17 protein-coding genes are annotated in these 20,468 nt (G+C 45.7%); 15 read left to right on the forward strand and 2 right to left on the reverse strand.

From position 1 onward, the window contains the following. The first annotated feature begins 42 nt into the window (after positions 1-42). Together MHH92_RS13005 and MHH92_RS13010 are read left to right on the forward strand one after the other, a co-directional pair. Complete coding sequence (locus MHH92_RS13005; RefSeq protein ID WP_051447083.1) at positions 43-1,068, forward strand: FecCD family ABC transporter permease; 1,026 nt, start codon at positions 43-45, stop codon at positions 1,066-1,068. Next, entirely contained in the window at positions 1,065-2,078 is a 1,014-nt protein-coding gene (locus MHH92_RS13010) for a FecCD family ABC transporter permease (RefSeq protein WP_036608650.1), read from the forward strand. The genes MHH92_RS13005 and MHH92_RS13010 overlap by 4 nt, the downstream gene beginning before the upstream one ends. 237 nt (positions 2,079-2,315) lie before the next feature. Here MHH92_RS13010 and MHH92_RS13015 read toward each other — a convergent pair whose 3' ends face one another. Then, entirely contained in the window at positions 2,316-3,425 is a 1,110-nt protein-coding gene (locus tag MHH92_RS13015) for a helix-turn-helix transcriptional regulator (protein WP_340904103.1), read from the reverse strand. Between the two features lie 129 nt (positions 3,426-3,554). On the opposite strand from MHH92_RS13015, the gene MHH92_RS13020 reads away from it, so the two are divergent. The 13 genes from MHH92_RS13020 (at position 3,555) to MHH92_RS13080 (ending at position 18,996) form a co-directional block, all read left to right on the forward strand. After that, entirely contained in the window at positions 3,555-4,262 is a 708-nt protein-coding gene (locus MHH92_RS13020) for a class I SAM-dependent methyltransferase (RefSeq protein ID WP_036608640.1), read from the forward strand. Beyond that, entirely contained in the window at positions 4,246-5,349 is a 1,104-nt protein-coding gene (locus MHH92_RS13025; RefSeq protein ID WP_340904105.1) for a saccharopine dehydrogenase family protein, read from the forward strand. The genes MHH92_RS13020 and MHH92_RS13025 overlap by 17 nt, the downstream gene beginning before the upstream one ends. A 74-nt stretch (positions 5,350-5,423) precedes the next feature. Next, entirely contained in the window at positions 5,424-5,717 is a 294-nt protein-coding gene (locus MHH92_RS13030; protein WP_036608638.1) for a hypothetical protein, read from the forward strand. 78 nt (positions 5,718-5,795) lie between these two features. Then, positions 5,796-7,088 (forward strand): amidohydrolase, encoded by a 1,293-nt coding sequence (locus MHH92_RS13035; protein WP_340904107.1) that lies wholly within the window; start codon positions 5,796-5,798, stop codon positions 7,086-7,088. A gap of 192 nt (positions 7,089-7,280) precedes the next feature. After that, the gene (locus tag MHH92_RS13040) at positions 7,281-8,339 is read left to right on the forward strand and encodes a dockerin type I domain-containing protein (RefSeq protein ID WP_340029680.1); all 1,059 of its coding nucleotides are present in this window, start codon (positions 7,281-7,283) and stop codon (positions 8,337-8,339) included. Positions 8,340-8,430: 91 nt separating this feature from the next. After that, positions 8,431-10,383, forward strand: a complete 1,953-nt coding sequence (locus MHH92_RS13045) for an S-layer homology domain-containing protein (protein WP_340904108.1) — start codon at positions 8,431-8,433, stop codon at positions 10,381-10,383. A gap of 385 nt (positions 10,384-10,768) precedes the next feature. Then, on the forward strand, positions 10,769-12,733 hold the full coding sequence (locus MHH92_RS13050) for an ABC transporter ATP-binding protein/permease (protein ID WP_340904109.1): 1,965 nt from the start codon (positions 10,769-10,771) through the stop codon (positions 12,731-12,733). 29 nt (positions 12,734-12,762) lie between these two features. Continuing rightward, positions 12,763-13,431, forward strand: coding sequence for a response regulator transcription factor (locus tag MHH92_RS13055; protein ID WP_340904110.1), 669 nt, complete (start codon positions 12,763-12,765; stop codon positions 13,429-13,431). Positions 13,432-13,433: 2 nt separating this feature from the next. Next, positions 13,434-14,765 carry a sensor histidine kinase gene (locus tag MHH92_RS13060; RefSeq protein WP_340904111.1) on the forward strand — a complete coding sequence of 444 codons (1,332 nt, stop codon included), beginning with the start codon at positions 13,434-13,436 and terminating at the stop codon, positions 14,763-14,765. Positions 14,766-14,980: 215 nt separating this feature from the next. Next, positions 14,981-16,816 (forward strand): UbiD family decarboxylase, encoded by a 1,836-nt coding sequence (locus MHH92_RS13065; RefSeq protein ID WP_340904114.1) that lies wholly within the window; start codon positions 14,981-14,983, stop codon positions 16,814-16,816. A gap of 283 nt (positions 16,817-17,099) precedes the next feature. Then, the gene (locus MHH92_RS13070) at positions 17,100-18,185 is read left to right on the forward strand and encodes an HD-GYP domain-containing protein (RefSeq protein WP_047842713.1); all 1,086 of its coding nucleotides are present in this window, start codon (positions 17,100-17,102) and stop codon (positions 18,183-18,185) included. Positions 18,186-18,346: 161 nt separating this feature from the next. After that, positions 18,347-18,802, forward strand: coding sequence for an SRPBCC family protein (locus tag MHH92_RS13075; RefSeq protein ID WP_340904116.1), 456 nt, complete (start codon positions 18,347-18,349; stop codon positions 18,800-18,802). A 32-nt stretch (positions 18,803-18,834) separates the two neighbouring features. Next, positions 18,835-18,996 (forward strand): hypothetical protein, encoded by a 162-nt coding sequence (locus MHH92_RS13080; protein WP_155985038.1) that lies wholly within the window; start codon positions 18,835-18,837, stop codon positions 18,994-18,996. 1 nt (position 18,997) lies between these two features. On the opposite strand, the gene MHH92_RS13085 is transcribed toward MHH92_RS13080, so the two are convergent. Next, entirely contained in the window at positions 18,998-20,218 is a 1,221-nt protein-coding gene (locus MHH92_RS13085; protein ID WP_340904117.1) for an MFS transporter, read from the reverse strand. Positions 20,219-20,468: the final 250 nt, after the last annotated feature.

A 20,468-nucleotide genomic window follows, 5' to 3' on the forward strand; every position in this document is an offset into this window, starting at 1 on the left:
ATATTCGTTTGGATTGTAAATAGGTGATGAAAGGGAAACGAGATGAAAAGCAAGCCTGAACAAAAACGCCGTGGGGCGATGAACTTCACCATGTATATGGTAATAGGGCTTGGATTAACGGTTCTCATGTCGGCGGCATCCATTATGTTTGGTGCTGCTGATATGAGGTTAGCAACGGTATGGGAGGCTATTTTCCGATTTGATCCAATGCTCACTGAACATCAAATTATTCAAACCATGCGTCTCCCGCGTACCGTAGCTGATCTGATCGTTGGGTGCAGCCTTGCGGTATGTGGCGCTATCATGCAGGGGACAACGCGTAATCCGCTGGCCGACTCCGGGCTGATGGGGATTAGCTCTGGCGCAGCATTTGCAATTGCACTATGCCTGGCCTTTCTGCCGGGTTATTCGTATTGGCAGATGATGTTGTTCGCTTGTCTGGGAGCAGCGATCGCCACCGGTATGACTTACTTTACCGCGTCACTGGGCAATCGCGGAATGACGCCTCAGCGGCTTGTACTGGCAGGTCTGTCTATTTCAATGTTGTTTGGCGCACTCAGTCAGTACTTGGCAATCAATTATGATTTGGGACGAGCATTGACATTCTGGACGGCGGGTAGCACAGCGGGGGTCAAATGGGGAGAATTGCTGATTATCTCACCGCTCTTTGTTGGTGGTATACTGCTGGCACTGGCGCTGTCCCCTTCCGTTACATTGCTCAGTTTGGGAGATGATGTGGCAAGTGGACTCGGCATTCGTAGCGGACTGGTCAAGATTTTGTCGACAATTATTGTACTTGTGCTGACTGGATTGGCTGTTGTTGTCGTTGGCCCTGTTGGTTTTGTGGGTCTGATCACCCCGCATATTGTGCGATATATGGTAGGTGTCGACTATCGATACATTATTCCGGCAGCGGCTTTATATGGTGCGTTGCTGACCGTATCGGCTGATTTGGCTGGACGTTTGATCAATAAACCGTTCGAAACGCCGATTGCCATTATATTTTCTATCATTGGTGTGCCGTATTTTCTCTTCTTGGCTCGAAGACAAAGGAGGGAATATGAATGATCAAGCGGCGTTATACGATGAAACGAGGCATTATCATCAATGTAGTGCTTGTGGTGCTCATACTTGTGTTTGCGATCATTAGCATGAATTCTGGCAAAATGAATCTTTCACCGCTAGAAGTGCTGAACGTTCTCATAGGAAACGGTACCGATAAGCAAAATCTGATTGTGTTTGATTTTCGTTTGCCTCGAATTGTACTTTCGATTTTGGTAGGTCTGGGAATGGGAGCGGCGGGGGTCGTGATGCAGAGTTTGCTGCGTAATGACATGGCTAGTCCGGGAACACTGGGAATTAGTTCGGGATCGGGTTTGTTTGTCCTGTTCTTCGTTGTATTCATTGCATCCACAGGCAAGAGTTCCTTTATTGCTCTGCCTCTGTTGGCTTTTGTTGGCGGACTATTGGCAGCGGGTTTGATCTTCTTATTATCGTATCGCCGCGGACGAGACATCTCGCCAATCGGTTTGATCTTGACCGGGGTCGCGTTAGGAAGCGGGTACGGGGCGCTGACGACCTTCTTGACACTCAAGCTGGATGATTCGCAGATGAACTTCATGCTGTATTGGCTGGCGGGAAGCCTATGGGGCGATGATTGGGGTTATATTTCCATACTGACACCATGGGTCTTGATCTTACTCGGCTATATTTTTTACAAGGCTCGCATACTGAATGCCCTCCATTTGGGCAATCAGACAGCACAGGGGCTTGGTGTTTCCGTGAAGCGACAGTTCTTGGGGTTGTCAATCGCTGCTGTTGCTTTATCCTCTGGCAGTGTAGCTGTGGGAGGCAGCTTCTTTTTCGTTGGATTGATCGCTCCGCATATGGCCAGAAAACTGGTCGGTCCCGATCACAAATTGCTCATTCCGGCTGCCAGCTTGGCTGGGGGACTAGTCGTGGTGTTGGCTGACACGATTACGCGCACGGTTAGCCTCGTAGGAGATGTGCCAACAGGAATCGTTATTACAGTTATTAGTGTTCCATATTTTCTTTATTTACTAGCAAAAGCCAAATAACACAATCAATAATATACTCGGAATTTTTTGTGGAAAACGGTTTGGCAGGACTGTGCGCTGCATTTTAAAGCAGAATGCACGATATCAAAAGTTCAAACATCGAAGTTACCCTGTATTACCGCTATGCTTTTTAAACAATAGCTATAGAAAAAGATGCCATTACGAGGATATCGTATTGGCATCTTTTGATTTTTTCTAATTTGATAGTTAATTTGATACTGGAGAATTATTCAAGATTTATATGGCAGGTTCATCCGACAGCTGAAAACGGGAAACGAAATACCAGATGAGCTCGCGACGTGAGGATACCTTGGTTTTGGCGAAAATGGATTTTAAATGATCCTGAACCGTGTAGACGGAAATATGCATCGCAGCAGCAATTTCCTTGGACGAATAGCTGCGTAGCACATATCCGAGCAGTTCCCGCTCTCGACTGGATAATCCATGGCTTTCAGCGAGCAAGGGCAGTAAATCCTGTGGCATCGCCTGCTCCAAACGGATAGCAATCTGATCCGGCCCTGTAAGCTGTTGCATGAGACTAGCATGAAGTATGAGGTAACGCCCATCCGGAAGTTGGATGCAAACTTTGGAGGGTGATTCGGGAGCGATCTGAGTATCCACGACCAGTTCTGCCCGATTCTTGCGCTGCAGGTGGGAACTCACTGCACGTACCGGACGGGGCAGAACATCAGGCCCTACATGTTCCAGCTTGCGCAATTGGGACAGCCAATATTGAGCGGAGGCGTTCAGGGATAAGAGCTGGAACGTGTCTGAGGTGATCAAAATTCCGGGTTCCTCGGGACTTTCACTCGTGATCTCATCGATCAGTGTCAAGCTCGTGGACCGCAGCATCGATGCAATAGAAGCGGTCCAGGACTGAATCATCCACCGCTCCTCCTCTGTAAAGACAGCACTTTCTGTCTTACGATACAGGGTCAGATATCCCCAGCAAGCGTCTCCACTAACCAATACAGCACGTAGTTCATCACCGAACCCCGCTGGCTGAAGAATGTTGATATAACGTTGGCTTTGTTCAAGCTGTGAGTTCATAGACGTATGAAGTGTAGCTGTATGCTCACCGCTGCGAATTAATTCAGCGTATTTATGTATATCTTCTTCCATGTATTCATTGATGAATAACCGATCATGAATGGCCTCAATGCCATCTTCTGTCACAGCTCCTGTGGAGAGAAGAGTCAGAGGATCAACGGTAGTGAAACAGTATGCGTCGTAATGTACAACCGTATGGATCTGCTTGAGAACAGCTTCCCGATAGGTACGTGAGGTCCAGGTTCCTTTTTCAAGAGAAGTGATAAGTCTATGGTTCCGATCAATACGTGATGTCAACAAGATTACTCCTCTCTCTGTGCGCATATCCCAATGTTCTGGGATTGTAGGCTCGCCGTATCCTTCTATAATGAAATTAGACGAACAACGAGTCAAGTCTAACTTCAATTCAAGAGGAGTGCGGTGTCCATGAATCACAATCTATCACCGATGAGCTGGGAAACAGCAGATGTTCATCGTTACGAACAATCGATAGCCCTGAAAATTCCGGGTTATTCTCATATGCATGATCTAATGGAACGGCTGCTTTCAGCATCTTTCGCGAATAACAATGATATTCATATCCTTGTTGCCGGTGCGGGAGGGGGAAAAGAGATTGCTCTGCTCGGATCACGTCATGCCGGTTGGACATTGACTGGAGTAGATCCATCACAGCCCATGCTGCAACTTGCTGAGAAACGAGTCACGGAAGCGGGCATCGGTTCCAGAGTGAAACTGCAACCTGTCACGGTTGAAGAATTGCCGGAGGATATTGTATATGATGGGGCGACAAGCATGCTCATGTTACATTTCCTTCAGGGGATGGAGGCCAAGAGAACGTTTCTGACCAGCCTCGCAGCTAGACTTAAACCGGGTGCACCACTGATCATTGCGGCTGTAAATGCCGATCTTCGTTCACCTGCACATCCAATCATGATGCAAGCTTGGAAGGATCACATGTTGAGTGTGGGCGTCCTTCCTGAAGAGTGGGAGCGCTTTGCTGCTTCCCTGGGCCGTGAATCCGATCCAATATCCTCTGAAGAGATGACTCAGCTACTGACCGAATGCGGTTTCTCACATATTACACGTTACTTCGGGGCGTTCTGGGTGGAGGGGTATTATGCAATTCGAAACTAGCGTGAAGCCTATTAAAGATCAGATCTGGGTGGTTGGTGGTTATGGTCAAGTGGGGCAGATGATATGTACTCAACTGGGGAAATTGTTCCCGGGTAAAGTATGGGCTGCGGGTACACGCATGAACCGTGCGGAAGAGTTCAGCAGGTCTACAGGTGGTGCTGTGCTACCGCTTCAACTGGATGTAACAAAACCTGTGGAGCCATCCATGTTACGGCCTGTGAAGCTGGTCATCATGTGTGTGGATCAGAGCGATACCCGTTTTGTTGAAGCCTGCGCACAAGCCGGAACCGACTATATTGATATTTCTGCAAAATATGATTTTCTCGCTCAGGTTGAACAGCTCCACACCAAAATGCAACGTTCCAAATCGACCGCGATCCTCAGCGTTGGATTATCACCTGGAGTGACTAATTTGCTTGTGCGCGAAGCGACCATGCATATGGATCAGGTGGAGGAAGCAGACATTACCGTAATGCTGGGACTTGGAGAGAAGCACGGAAAAGCTGCCGTGGAGTGGACCGTTGATCAGATGAATGCCACTTACCAAGTGATGCAAAAGGGCAAACCTGCTGAGGTACAAAGTTTCGGTGATGGCAAACGTATTGATTTTGGAGCAAAACTTGGGCAACGGAAGGCCTATCGATTTAACTTTTCGGATCAGCATGTGGTTGCTCGGACGTTACGTATTCCAACCGTATCTACCAGACTCTGTCTGGACTCCCGCTGGATCACAAGATCCATGGCAATCTCCAAACGTGCAGGGTTGTTTTCGTTGTTGCGTATCCCGTCTATTCGGAATGGAACGGTTAAGGCATTTGGCCTTATTCCTGGGGGAGAAGCGATGTATGCAGTCAAGGTCGATGCCGTAGGATGGGAAAATGGTGAGCAAATCCGCGTCGAACAACTACTGATCGGTGCAAAGGAAGCAGATGCAACAGCAGCGGTAGCTGCAGCCGTGGCAGAACGCGTATATAGAACGGAGTCAGAGTTGCCACATGGTGTGTTTCATATTGAAGAGTGTCTCTCTTTGCAAGACATTCAGGATGCACTTCATACGCCACTAAAGGTGAACACCAAGATCACCTAGTTTCATGTTCTTTTGCTGAGAACCTCCGATCTGCTATGATGGAACAATAATCATGGCATGAATGGAGGGAGATCATGAACTGCGTTGCTGTATTACCTTATTACAAAGTACAGAGAGAAGTGACGGGTCTCGCCCAAGAGATTGAGATGAATGCCCGCTCCATGATTCTGTATTCAGATAAAATCGTGACCAAATACCGCGAGTTCAACATCACGGAAGTGTTTGATATGTCATTTCGCCGTATGGGTGATGAAGGTGGATTTTTCTATTTGCACACAAGCACAGGAGTATATCCATATATGGTCGAAATCGACCCGAAACCGTTTATACAACATTTCAGAAAGATGACGATCCAAAAATTAAAATGACTTGACCTTGCCGTTACGTGAAGGCTTACCCTCGGATATGGCAAGAACTATAACCAATTCAGAGGAGCCGTGAATGTAATGAGTATACTGATTCAGCAAGCTACGATCCTAACGATGAAAGATGCCGATGCCCCCTTTACGGGGGATATTCGTGTTGAGGGTGATCGCATTACGCAGATTGCTGATCACATTCTGCCTCACCCGCAAGATGAGATTATCGATGGACGCAATAAGGTTGCCATGCCAGGACTGATTAATGCCCACCAACATACACCGATGAGTCTGCTCCGGGGATTCTCGGATGATTTGAAGCTGATGGACTGGCTCGAACGCAAAATGCTGCCTGCTGAAGCACGGATGAACCCGGAAGACATCTATTGGGGTGCCAAGTTATCCATCGCCGAGATGATCCGTTCGGGTACCACTGCTTTTGCGGATATGTATATCCATATGAACGAAATTGCAGAAGCGGTTAAACAAACGGGTATGCGGGCATCGCTTACACGTGGGATGGTATTCATGGAGGAGGATGGGGGACGCAGGTTGCAGGAAGCGATTGATCTTGTGCAACGCTGGTCTGGAGCGGCCGAGGGACGGATAACAACCATGTATGGGCCCCACTCACCCTACACTTGTTCCATGGAGCCGCTTCGTGAAGTCATTGCCATGGCTGTCACAGAGGATATCCCGCTACATATTCATCTGGCTGAGACGAAGGAAGAAGTCGTGAAGATTCGTGAGCGCTATGGCATGACACCGACAGAGTATCTGGAAGAGGCGGGAATGTTCGAACAGGCACATGTGTTGCTTGCACATGGTGTGCACCTCAATCGAAGGGACATCGGCAGATTGAAGGGCATGCGCGGCGGTGTAGCACACAATCCAGTCAGCAATCTGAAGCTGGGCTGTGGAATTGCTCCAATTACCGAGATGTTGGCTCAGGGAATTAACGTTGGAATCGGAACGGATGGAGCGGGAAGTGCCACAACCGTGGATATGTTCGAGGAGATCAAAGCCGCGACCTGGCTGCAAAAGCTGGACTATAGCGATCCCACTCGCTTGCCAGCCAATTATGTACTAAGCTTGGCTACACGTGGAAGTGCTAGTCTGCTGGGTCTACAAAATGAAGTGAGTATCCTTGAGGTGGGGCACAAAGCTGATCTGATCCTGATCGATCTGGCGAAACCACATCTTCAACCGGTACATGAGGTAGAATCGTTACTGGCTTACAGCGTAAATGGGGCGGACGTGGACACCACGATCGTGAATGGCCAGATCCTCATGAGAGGCAGAAAGCTGCTCACGATCGATGAGGATGAACTTTACCGTGAGGTGAAGGTTAGAGCCAAACGGATTGTTGAGGGAATTTAATTTTAGGTGAATATGATCCGAACTGGAAAATGATTTGTGTTCAAAACGCTATGGAGGCATACTCCATAGCGTTTTTTGTCGAATTGCAACTGGAAGTAGTTCCATGGTCCTGTTCAGAATCGGTTCAGAATGACTCGTTATACTGAGCATGTAGTTGTTCAAATTTGAAATGTACACGAGGAGGAACATGAATTGAAGGGGAAACAAAACAAAAAACGGCTTAAGCCGATATTGAAAAAAAGCATGTTGACTGCGCTCGGATTGGGCATTGCATTGCCTATAGGTGGAACGCTCCCGCAGGCTAACGCAGGAGTCATTGGTCCGGAGATTAAGATTTCACAACCTGTTCTTAACGATGGCATTAACTGGTTAAGTTATTCATCGGCACAAGATAATCCTTCTTTTGTGCCCGAAGTGCCTATTGAGGTAACCACCAATAATATCATCAGAATCAATCTAAGTACACAATTTCGATCCGATGAGTATAGCCCGCCTACAGCCAGCTCAAGTGATAACAGCATCGCTGAGGCGTATGTAGAAACGAGACAGGATGAGAATATGACAACGCCTGTCAGTACATTGGTGGTTATTCCTCGCCAAAGCGGCAAAATCAACATCGAATTGAAAGCGAATTATATGATCTCTGGTGCACCAGAGACTGTTACGGATAACATTGAACTTTACATTAGTAAAAAAGGGGATGTAAATGCAGACGGAAAAGTGAATTCTTTGGATGCCGTAGACCTTTTCAATTATATTCGTAACATGATGACTCGCCGCAGCTTTTCTTATGTAGAGATGAACCGAATGGATGTAGATCGTAATACGGAACCCACTCTGGGGGACATGGATGCTTTGTTAATAGGATACAAAGGCAAAACACTTGGTGGAAAAAACAATGACTATGTGTTGACCTTTAAGCAAGTAGATGATGCGCCGTATGTACTAAATGGTGAATTGAAGAATGCCATGTTAATTGGAAATGAAATTGGCGTTAGTCATTATATAATGGATATTGATTACAATGATTACATTAATACTCCTTCTTACCAGTGGTACCGCGCAACAGAAGCTTCGAGAGAAGATATGGTGCCAATCGAGGGGGAAACAGGAGCAAAGTATACCGTTAAAGATGAGGACGAAGGTTATTATCTTGTGCTCGAAGTTATTACTCAGTCCACTTGGGACTCGAATACGGAGCCTAGAAAAGTATACATTGTTGGAAAAGAAAAAATACAACGCCTTGATTAATTCATATTTTTTATTTTAGATAACGAATAACAATACATTTTCTATCTTTACCATACGATCTATCAATTGATACAGACATGGAGGTTATCAAATGTTTCAACCGAAAAAGAAACGTCCTAGAATCAGAAGAACAATGTCAGGTCTCATCGCACTGACGCTACTCTCGTCTATCGTATTCCCTAGTATTGCTGGGGCAGAGCCGGCAGAACCATCACAGGTGCAGTTTGCAAATGTTAGTGTACAGGCAGGGCAGACCGTTCATGTACCTGTTGCATTGAAGAAGTCCTATTTCGGGGTGAAAGCTTATAATATGCAGATTGATTATGATACGTCTGCACTGGAAATTGTTCGGATCACGCCTAAATCTGTCAACGTCATCAGCACATCCCCAAATGAAGATGGTGTAGCAGACTTCCAGTACCAAATTAATAATGCGGAAGGCTGGGTACGGATCATCTGGGTTGATTTTACTGGGGGTGACCACTCAATTGTAGATGAAACCCAATTATTTGATATGGAAATCAAAGCCAAAAGCAATGCGGCGCCTGGAACGAAACAGCTATCCGTAGATCAAACTGATTCAGAACATTGGCATTTTACAAATGTAGAACACAATAGTGGCGCTCAGTTGTTTGGTGGAACAATCACAATTACAGCAGCAAACTCAGGTGGCGACAATTCTGGTTCGACACCTACACCGAATCCTGGTAACTCTTCAGGTGGAGGAGGAGGAAGTGTATCACCAACTTCACCAGTCGTTACCCCAGTTCCATCGACTCCGGCGGTAACTAAAGGTGTAGACATCTATGTGAACGGTCAGAAACAGGAACAGTCTGCTACGGCTAGCACATCAACGGTAAACAATCAGGTTACCACTACTGTTCACGTGGATAATGACAAAGTCATCAATCAGGTTGGAAGTGGACTAAAAACGCTTCTGCTACCTATTACAGGTACTGGCAAGGGTGCGGTCGTTGGTGAACTGAACGGCAAGTTGGTCAAAACAATGGAAGGAAGTAATGCCGAAGTTGTCATTCAGACTGATAGCGGTACGTACACACTTCCAGCTAACCAGATTCAGGTGGATCAGATTCTGAACCAATTCGGAAGCACGGTTCCATTGGAAGATATCACAATCCAAATCGCTATTGTGCCTAGTGCCACATCTAAACAAACAGCAATTCAGGCTGCAGCGGGTAAGCTGGAGAACACAACGGTGATCGCAGCTCCGATTGATTTTGAAGTAAAAGCGATTTGGAATGGACAGCAAGTTAATGTAGATCGTTTCAACTCTTATGTAGAGCGCTCCATTACTTTGCCAGAAGGTGTCGATGGTTCAAAGATCACGACAGGAGTTGTGCTTCAGCCAGATGGCAGCCTGCTGCATGTACCGACAAAGGTTATCAAAGGTAACGTGCAAGATTCTGCTATTATTAACAGCTTGACGAACAGCACTTACGCTCTGATCTATCATCCGGCAACATTCAGCGATGTATCAAGTCACTGGAGTCGGGATGACGTACAGGATCTGGCATCCCGTCTGATCGTACAAGGTACCGGTGAGAGCGTGTTTGCGCCAGACCGGAGTATTACACGGGCAGAGTTTACGGCTGTTCTGTTAAGAGGTTTGGGGCTCCACTCCCCGTGCAGTACAGAAGCGGCATCGTTCACAGATGTGAAGACTGGCAGCTGGTATGAGGATGAGGTTCAGACGGCTGTGTCCTACGGCCTAATCTCAGGTTATGCTGACGACAGCTTCCGTCCGAATAGCGAAATTTCTCGTGCTGAAGCGCTGACTATTGTGTCACGTGCGATGAAACTGGTCGGTCTGGCACAGGCCGACGCGTCAGAGACAACAAGTCTGCTTAGCACATACAGCGATAGCGCTAAAGTACAGGCTTGGGCAGCAGAGCCAGTTGCATCCGCGATTAAACAAGAGCTGGTACAAGGTGCTGATGGCAAACTGATGTCCGATGCAGACATTAGTCGTGCGCAGTCGGCAGCGATTGTGAAAAGGCTGCTGGCAAAAGCGGGATTAATCTAAACTTTATAAGTTGAACTAAAGATTATTTACACTGACACTACGACGACAGAATAACCTTCCAATCGCTGTTATCCCCAGATTTTTTGAATCCCTTTTCCGAAGGTGAAAATCCGGGGATAAAGGCGAACGCTTCGCTTTTTCAGGTTTTTTCTGTCTTCTCCGTTATCGTGTAAATGATTAGTTTAACTTATATTATCAAATGCAATAACGAAATAAGATAAACCGAATCCTTATATCTAAGGATTCGGTTTTTTTGTATATAGTTCTTTCGAACAACCTCTTATAGGTGCAATGGTCCAGTTCATTATCAGTTCATACTGATTTGTTACGATATGAACATCAAATAGATAGATATCGTGCATGATCAGGAGAGGAAGAGATCCATATGAAAATACTAGAAGTTAAAAATGTGAAGAAATCATACACCTTATATGGAAAAGAAAAAGTTCCCGTACTCCACGGTTTGAACCTGAGTTTTGAGACAGGGGAATTTGTCTCCATCCTTGGCGAATCTGGCTGCGGTAAGTCGACACTGATGAATATCATTGGTGGTATGGACTCCGACTATGAAGGGGACGTCGTTGTTCGTGGCAAGAACTTAAGTGCCATGACAGAGAAGGAAATGGATGATTATCGGAAGAATAATATCGGCTTTGTCTTTCAAAATTTCAATCTGATCCCGCATCTGTCTGTCCTCGAAAATGTAACGATTGCGATGCAAATGACGGATACCAATGAGAAGGATCGCAACCAACGTGCTGTTGATATATTGACAGAGGTGGGACTGAAGGATCATCTGAACAAACGTCCCAACCAGTTATCTGGCGGTCAGAAGCAACGGGTTTCCATCGCACGGGCATTATCCAACAATCCCGATATTATTCTTGCAGATGAACCGACGGGTGCTCTGGACAGGGAAAACGGAGATCAAATCCTCGCTCTGCTCGACAGTATAGCCAAAAAGGGAATGCTGGTGATTGCCGTAACTCACTCGCAGAAAGTCGCTGACTCCGGTACACGGATTGTGAAGGTTGAAGAGGGGCGTATTAGTGATGATATTCACCTGAAAGATCCTTCTACGGCTGTTTACGAGAGTGGTCAGGATTCTTCCCGTAGCCTGAGCTTGCTTGCTTCATTCAAGATGGCACTTAAAAATATGAAACTCAACGGCAAGCGTAATGTTCTGGTCGCTTTGGGTGGATCTATAGGTATATTAAGTGTACTCCTGATGCTCTCCTTGGGGAATGGAATAACGACGTATATGAATGACGAAATCAATTCAAGTATGGACCCTTTGCTCGTGGATATAACAAAGCCGAGTGAAGAAGCCAAGGACATGCAAGGTCCCGAGGCCTTGATGGCACCAGGTGAACCGTTCACCAAAGCTGATGTAGAGACGATTCGCAATTTTCCTAATGTGGATCATGTAGAGACAATTACGACCATTACAGGCAAATCCACTATGGTGAATGAAAAACAAAGTGTAGGACTCACGCAGTTAACAACGTTAACGGATGCTTTTGATCCAGCACTGATGACAACGGGGGTCCTTCCTGTAGAAAATCAGATGCTGTTACCTCTCGATACAGCGAAACAATTAAGCGGAAATGACCAAGCTGAAACCATGATCGGCAAGTCCGTGTTTTTATATATCAATGAGATGGATAGTAATAATAAACCAGTGACTTTGGAGAAAGAAGTAACAATCTCAGGGATCTACGAAGCGGCAGATCGGCAATCTCCAATGCAACAATCCCCGGGATACATTTCATCAGAGACGTTGGAGCAAATGTATGCGGACGAAGGAATAACAATCGGGCCGATTCAGGTTAACGCCTATGCAACCGATATGAAATATGTAAATGATATCAATGAAGCTGCTGTAAACGCTGGTTTCGCAGGCTCCCAAATGGCCAAGGTCATGGAGAATATCACCACATATGTAAGTATGGCTTCCATTGTACTTGCGGGTATTGCAGGTATTTCGTTGATCGTATCCGGTATTATGATACTGGTAGTACTCTACATTAGTGTCGTGGAACGGACAAAGGAGATCGGAATTCTTCGGGCGATTGGAGCAAGAAAGAAAGATATCAAGCGAATATTCTTCTCCGAATCTGCCTTATTAGGCGTATTTAGTGGTATTATTGCGGTAATCTTTGCAGTGATCATTAGTTATGTGTTAAACATTCTTTTGGACAATGCGTTTGGAGCCAAACTCATTAATCTCTCGGGATATTATATCTTGTTTGGTATCGTGGTAAGTACAGCGATTAGTATTGTTGCCGGTTTGATGCCATCATCAAAAGCGGCGAAGCTGGACCCGATGGAATCCTTACGATACGAATAAATATCAATTTTGGAAAGGATAATGGCTACATGAACACAATTCTGGTGGTGGACGATGATTCCCATATCCGCAAATTAATCCGAATTTATCTTGAAAAGAATCAATTCTCCGTGCTTGAAGCACCAGACGGTCAAGAAGCGTTAGATATCCTCTCTAATACGAAAGTTGATCTGGCGATTGTGGATGTGATGATGCCACGAATAGACGGCATTGAACTGACGGAAGATATTCGGTCTTATCTGGATATTCCCATCCTGATGGTGACTGCCAAGGGAGAATCTAAGGACAAAGTCAGAGGATTTAACGCCGGGTCAGACGATTACCTGGTTAAACCATTTGATCCTGTGGAGTTAATCTTGCGTGTAAAATCGTTACTGAAACGATATAACAAAAGTTCATCAAACATGATTCAGATCAGCGGTGTAACGATTGATTTGGGCAATCTGATGGTTGTTTCGGATGGACAAACTATCGAATTGAAAAAGAAGGAATGTGAATTGTTATTTTCTCTGGCGAGTTCGCCAGGGAAAATATTCACACGTACACAGCTTATAGATGACATATGGGGCATCGATTACGAAGGAGATGAGCGTACGGTTGATGTACATATCAAACGGTTAAGGGAACGCCTTGAACATGTTCCTGAGTTAGTGATCTCAACGATAAGAGGACTCGGTTATCGGCTGGAGCGGGTATGAAAATGTTTAGGAAAAGCCTGCGACTTCGTATCGTAGCTACGTTTATCGGGATTGTTCTGGTGAGTTTAATTCTCTCCTTTATGATAAATAACGGGTCCCAGGAAAAGACACCGAATCGTTTTATGGTTACTTTTGCTCAAGATCTCGCTACACTGATTAACCTGATCGATGATCCGGAAAAAGTGAAATCAAGCTTGGATATTTTTGCTCGCTACGGCTTAAATATCACTCCTGTGAATGAACAAAGTGAAGTGTTATCTTCCTTGCCAGAGGACAAAGTTCATTCGTTATTTGAGGAAGGTACAACGGATGCCATTTTTCTGTCCAGTAAAGATGGAATCGCGACCATAGGTGTTCCCGGAACAAACGAGGGGATCGGCACATTTCTGATTCAAAGCGATTTCTCCTCTCTTTTTCATACACTGCGAAACACGCTCTTAACCTCACTGTTAACGGTTCTGGTGATTGGCAGCTTATTAATCCTGTTCATGTCCGGGTACATTGTGAAACCGATTAAGAGATTAACGGTTGCAGCGAAGGAGATGTCATCAGGTGACCTGTCGGTCCGCTTGAAACATAATAATCAGGATGAGTTTGGCGAACTGATGGAGAGCTTTAATCATATGGCCAGTGAGTTGCAAAAAATCGATTCGGTTCGTGATGACTTTGTCAGCAACGTCTCTCATGAAATGCAGTCTCCGCTCACATCAATTAGAGGATTCACCAGAGCACTTCAAGATGGTGTTATTCCATTAGAAGAGCAGAAAGAGCATTTGGATATTATCTATGAGGAAACGCTGCGCTTATCGAGGCTCAGTGATAATCTGCTTCGGCTAGCCTCGCTGGATTCGGAGCATCATCCGGTTCATTTCACCACATTCCAGGTAGATGAACAATTAAGAAGGGCGATTTTACTGGCAGAGCCGCAGTGGTCACAGAAGGACATACAGATCGAACTGGACTTGTTGCCCTGCGAGATCACAGTGGACAAAGATTTGTTTGATCAGGTCTGGCAAAATTTAATAAACAATGCGATCAAATACACCGGTCCACAAGGTGCCATTCATGTCGAAATTGAGACGTCATCTTCACATGTGAAGGTATTGATTAGAGATTCTGGACAAGGAATACCTGAGGAAGCACTCCCGTATATCTTTGATCGATTCTACATGGTGGACAAAGCGCGAAGCAGCTCGCTTCGAGGGAATGGATTGGGTTTGTCCATTGTGATTAAAATACTGAAATTGCATCAATGTACAATTGATGTAGAGAGCGAAGTAGGAAAAGGTACACAGTTTATTGTCACGATCCCCAGATCAACCATTACACCTTAAGGCAAGCCAGAACAGAGAGAGCAATATGGAAACAATCGGTCCCTGTGCGTTCAGGATTCAGATTGCTGCCAGATTGCTTTTTTTTGATATCTGTATTTGCGACAAAATTTCACATATAGTTTTGTTTAGCAGTGGATCATTTGATAAAATAGAAGAGACGTTATGTGAATCTATGAACTTAATTAATTTAATCATACAGAGAATGGAGCCATCCAATGAAATATCGCAACATGGAAGATTGTATTAACGATCTGGAGCAGCATGGTCATTTGATTCGGGTCAAAGAAGAGGTTGATCCTCATCTGGAGATGGCAGCGATCCACATGAAAGTGCACGAGGCTAAAGGCCCGGCGTTGTTATTTGAAAATGTAAAAGGTTCAAAGTTCCAGGCCGTATCCAATCTGTTCGGCACGGTGGAACGAAGCAAGTTCATGTTCCGCGGTACGCTGGAAGGCGTACAACGGGTCATGGCAGTTCGTGACGATCCCATGAAGGCGCTTAAGACACCATTTCAGCATGTCCAAACAGGTCTTGCTGCGTGGCAGGCGCTGCCAAAACAGAAATCTATAAGCCTGCCGGTGTCCGCGCAAGAGATTCAAATCTCGGATCTGCCGCTCATCAAACATTGGCCTATGGACGGTGGGGCATTTGTGACGCTACCACAGGTTTATTCGGAAGATCCGGACAAACCTGGAATCATGAATTCAAACTTGGGGATGTACCGGGTTCAACTGGATGGCAATGATTTTGAAATGAACAAGGAAATTGGATTACACTATCAGATTCATCGCGGAATTGGTATACATCAAGCCAAAGCTGTCAAAAAGGGAGAACCACTAAAAGTGAGTATTTTCATTGGAGGTCCACCTGCACATACACTCTCAGCGGTTATGCCTCTGCCTGAAGGACTCAGTGAGATGACATTTGCTGGCCTGCTCGCTGGACGTCGTTTCCGGTACAGTTACAAAGATGGGTATTGCATTAGTAATGATGCCGATTTTGTCATCACAGGTGATATCTATCCAGGCGAGACAAAGCCTGAAGGCCCGTTCGGTGATCATCTGGGTTACTACAGTCTGACGCATGAATTCCCACTAATGCGTGTGAATAAAGTCTATGCCAAACCTAATGCCATCTGGCCGTTTACGGTTGTTGGTCGTCCGCCGCAAGAGGATACGGCGTTTGGTGATTTGATTCATGAGATTACTGGAGACGCGATCAAACAGGAGGTTCCAGGTGTCAAAGAAGTGCATGCGGTCGATGCAGCAGGGGTTCATCCATTGCTGTTTGCCATCGGCAGTGAACGTTACACCCCATATCAGGCGGTGAAGCAGCCGACAGAGTTGCTTACGATTGCCAACCGTATTTTGGGTACGGGTCAGCTGAGTCTGGCGAAGTACCTGTTTATTACTGCTGAGGATCAGCAACCTCTGGATACCCACAAGGAAGTTGAATTCCTGACCTATATCTTGGAGCGTATGGATATGCAGCGGGATATTCATTTCCATACCCATACAACGATTGATACACTCGATTATTCGGGTACAGGACTGAACAGCGGAAGCAAGGTCGTTTTTGCAGCATATGGCGACAAGGTTCGAGAGTTGTGTACGGAAGTTCCGGAGTCTTTGAAAAACATTCGTGGTTATGAGAATGCACAGCTCATCATGCCGGGTATTGTTTCGATCCAGACATCGGCCTTTACGAGTTATGCGGATACAGCACAGGAGATGCAAGCATTCACTTCTCTATTGAAAGAACAGGGAGGTCTGGACTCGTGTCCGATGATCATTCTATGTGACGACAGTTCGTTCCTGAGTGCTAACCTCAGCAACTTCTTATGGGCAACCTTTACTCGAAGCAACCCTTCACATGATATGTATGGGGTTAATAGCGGATATGATCACAAGCATTGGGGTTGTGATCAGGTTATTATTGATGCGCGTACCAAACCCCATCAGGCACCGCCGCTGATTCCCGATGCTTCGGTCGAGAAGAGCATTGAACGATTTTTTGTTAAAGGTGCTAGTCTGGGTTCGATCAAAATCTAATTGGAGATGTCTTGAAGAAGTTCAAACGGAGCGTTTGAACTTCTTTGGCTTACTCTGATACGGCAATGAGGCACAAAAGTGTGTAAAAGTTTAAAACCGGGACTAATTTGGATGTTGGAGTGAGGATAAAGTCTTAGGCGTTCGTATTTACCATTGTGATTAAGGTCGTTTGAACTATGTATGAAATGAAGAATTATAACGATATAAAGAAGTATAGGTATTTTTGTGGCCCCGTTCCGTTGGGTGCTGTTACTATAATGAATTGTTCAGGGGGAATACCGATTTGAGAATCCATATTATGAACCTGCAAGACGGAGACCGTCTAACTGCGGATACATTCAGCGATGCAGGATTACACGTTCTCGGGAAGGGAACTGTGATCAAAGGTGAGGATATCACCTTGCTTATGCAGCACCGTGTAGATTATGTAGATATTGAATCACGCGAAGAGGAAATCACTGAAGCAGAATTTTTTGCAGCAGCCGCAAAGCATGCTTCCGGGATAACTACGAAGGAAGAACCGCCTGAAGAAGAGCTGAAGTCCCAATTTATTCAGACTGTACATAATTATCAAAATGCTTTTCTCGAAGCTCTGACCGTTGGCAAGTTCAACGCCACCATGGTGGATGATGCACTGCAACCGATGGTTGAAGGACTGGATGAGCAGAAAGATGTCGTTCATCTCCTGATGATGCTGGAGCGGGATGATGTCAATAACTATACACATTCAATCCAGGTAGGATTGTTGTCCTTCTACCTTGCGAATTGGCTTGGATATTCTCAGAAGGAGAGTTATCAGATTAGTCGCGGTGGTTATCTGCATGACATTGGAAAGTGCAAAGTTTCCCACCGGATTCGGAACAAAACAGAACCGTTGACGGCTGATGAGCAGCTTGAAATGCAGCGTCACACTATATATGGCCATGAAATTATCAAAAATTCAATGACGGATGAAGCGACAGCACTGGTTGCTCTGCAACATCACGAGCGGGAAGATGGGTCGGGTTATCCGATGCAACTTGAGAAAAGTGAAATTCATCCATATACACAGATTGTATCTGTAGCGGATATCTATATAGGCATGAGATCAGGGAATCACGGAGGAAGCAATCCAAATCTGATCAACAACCTTAGAGATATCTATGGAATGGGATTTGGTAAATTGAATGAAAAACCGGTTCAGGCATTGATGCAACATTTGCTTCCTAATTTCATCGGGAAACAAGTACTGCTCAGCAATGGAGAAAAGGGTGTTATTGTCATGAACAATACATCTGATATTTTCAAACCACTCATCAAAGTGGAGTCTGAAGAATATCGCGATCTCTCCAAAGAGCGTACGCTTGCCATTGATGAATTGCTTATTTAATCTAAGTATTATCTGTATTCCTTACTTATATTGAGAACGGGCCTCCTGTACGAAGACAGGGGACCCGTTCTTTGTTATATCATCCTAGATGAGTTGTTCGACCAAGGAAGCAAGCGTATACTTTGCAAAGACCTTATTTTTCCTGCCAAGGAGCGATCGCCATGATTGAAGTGACAACCGAGATTACAATACATGCCTCGATTGAACGATGCTTTGACTATGCCCGGGATATTGATGTACATACTCAGACCGTCTGGCAACATACGAGAGAGCGAGCAGTTGCAGGAGTAACCACAGGAAGAATTGGAGCAGGGGATACCGTTACATTTCAGGCTACTCATTTTGGGGTCAGACAGAAGCTGAAGTCCCGAATTGTGCAGTTTGAACGATCTTTCCTCTTTGTGGATCAGATGGAGAAAGGGGCTTTCAAGAGCATGCGACATGAACATCATTTCAGTGTAATTGGGGATCAGATGACTTGCATGAGAGACACACTTCGATTCGAAGCACCACTTGGATTGCTGGGATGGGCAACGGAGCGACTTGTGCTGAAGAGATACATGCAGGCATTTCTAGAGGATCGTAATCGTAAGCTCAAAGATATGCTTGAGCAGTAGCCAGAATTGAATGGATAGAGGAGAGAAGACATTTGATGGATAATGAATATTTTGTAGGTTGGGGCACACTTGCCTTGATTAATGCCGGACTGGCCCAGGGAAAAAACAGAAGTGGTCGGAACTGGTTTCTGATTTCCCTGTTATTTGGTCCGTTGGCAACTCTTTTTATTGTGGTGTGGAATAAACTGGACTAATTCAACGATCGAGATTCCGATGCATATAACGATCGATCATCCAGAACACAAGGGCTGCTGCACTAACGCCAGCACCTAACCAGCAAACGGCTGTCCAGCCCGCCCATGCATACACTTGGGTAGAAACGATGGAGCCGGTTGCACTGCCGATGGAATAAAAGATCATATAAGCTGCCGTCAGGCGGCTCTGCGCTTCGGGGCGAACTTCGTAGATCAGACTCTGGTTGGTAACATGTACGGCCTGCACGGCGAGATCGAGCAGGATAACACCCAGGATCAGGAACCAGAGAGAATGATGGACATAACCGATGGGCAGCCAGGACAAGAGCAGAATGACAAGGGCGACACCCGTTGTTTTCTGCCCAAGGCCCCGGTCGGCAAGTTTACCTGCACAGGCAGCAGCCAATGCTCCCGCCGCTCCTGCGAGACCGAATGCACCTATGACTGTATGAGACAGGGACAGTGGAGGGCTACTTAGTGGCAGTACCATAGAAGTCCATAAGATGCTGAAGGCTGTAAAAATCAGCATGGCCAGCACACCTCGTACTCGTAACACACGCAACTCACGGTACAGTTGCAAGACGGAACCGAGTAATTGGGTATAGCTTTGTTTTACTTGTGGGGATTGTTGCCTTGGGAGAACAAAAAATAAGGCGACAATTCCGAGTAATGTAAGGCTGGCGGAGAAGAGATATACCGATCTCCACCCGAGCCAATCGTTCAGCGTACCTGCAACCGTTCGTGCAAGTAAAATGCCAATGACGATTCCGCTGGTTACCAACCCGACAATGCGACCACGTTCGGAAGGGGCTGCCAAGTGTGCAGCAAAGGCAACGAGCGTTTGCGTAATGACCGCGAGTAGACCTACGACAGCCATGCCCGTGAATAAAAGTGAGCTGGATTGTGCGGTTCCTACGAGAACCAGTGCAAGCACGGATAAGAGCATTTGAATGATGATCAGCTTGCGACGATTTAAGAGGTCACCAAGCGGAACAAGAAGGAACAGCCCCAAGGCATAACATAGCTGAGTCACTGTGATGACAATCCCTATGGATGATGGCGAGAGGCTGAATTCTTGAGCGATGGAGTCCAGCAAAGGCTGAGCATAATAGATATTGGCGACCGCAAGTCCGCTGCACACGGCAAAAAGAAGAGCAACTAACCGTGACATGGCAGGACGATCCTTATTGGATAATTGTGCATCTGGAGAAGAAGTTTGCATAAATGGATGTCACCTTTCTATTCTGTACTGATCAGTATGTTATGATTCGGAATAACCATACTTTATTTGCGTGAATTCTGTCAACAGAGAATTGGGTTAGGGTTAAACTAAAGATTTTTACCCAGAGAATATGACGACAAAATAATTATCCGATCGCATCTATTTCAGATTTTTCGATTCATTTATAGCTAAAAACTCCTTTCCGGTTATTAGGTTTTGACTTTGTAATAAGAGTGAGGTTAAAATATAT

The organism is Paenibacillus sp. FSL M7-1414 (assembly GCF_038003195.1).
In the GTDB taxonomy this organism is placed as follows: Bacteria; Bacillota; Bacilli; order Paenibacillales; family Paenibacillaceae; genus Paenibacillus; species Paenibacillus amylolyticus.

Coding starts and splice junctions, on each gene's coding strand:
- MHH92_RS13005 (WP_051447083.1), top strand. CDS start 43: ATGAAAAGCAAGCCTGAACAAAAACGCCGTGGGGCGATGAACTTCACC.
- MHH92_RS13010 (WP_036608650.1), top strand. CDS start 1,065: ATGATCAAGCGGCGTTATACGATGAAACGAGGCATTATCATCAATGTA.
- MHH92_RS13020 (WP_036608640.1), top strand. CDS start 3,555: ATGAATCACAATCTATCACCGATGAGCTGGGAAACAGCAGATGTTCAT.
- MHH92_RS13025 (WP_340904105.1), top strand. CDS start 4,246: ATGCAATTCGAAACTAGCGTGAAGCCTATTAAAGATCAGATCTGGGTG.
- MHH92_RS13030 (WP_036608638.1), top strand. CDS start 5,424: ATGAACTGCGTTGCTGTATTACCTTATTACAAAGTACAGAGAGAAGTG.
- MHH92_RS13035 (WP_340904107.1), top strand. CDS start 5,796: ATGAGTATACTGATTCAGCAAGCTACGATCCTAACGATGAAAGATGCC.
- MHH92_RS13045 (WP_340904108.1), top strand. CDS start 8,431: ATGTTTCAACCGAAAAAGAAACGTCCTAGAATCAGAAGAACAATGTCA.
- MHH92_RS13050 (WP_340904109.1), top strand. CDS start 10,769: ATGAAAATACTAGAAGTTAAAAATGTGAAGAAATCATACACCTTATAT.
- MHH92_RS13055 (WP_340904110.1), top strand. CDS start 12,763: ATGAACACAATTCTGGTGGTGGACGATGATTCCCATATCCGCAAATTA.
- MHH92_RS13060 (WP_340904111.1), top strand. CDS start 13,434: ATGTTTAGGAAAAGCCTGCGACTTCGTATCGTAGCTACGTTTATCGGG.
- MHH92_RS13065 (WP_340904114.1), top strand. CDS start 14,981: ATGAAATATCGCAACATGGAAGATTGTATTAACGATCTGGAGCAGCAT.
- MHH92_RS13075 (WP_340904116.1), top strand. CDS start 18,347: ATGATTGAAGTGACAACCGAGATTACAATACATGCCTCGATTGAACGA.
- MHH92_RS13085 (WP_340904117.1), bottom strand. CDS start 20,218: ATGCAAACTTCTTCTCCAGATGCACAATTATCCAATAAGGATCGTCCT.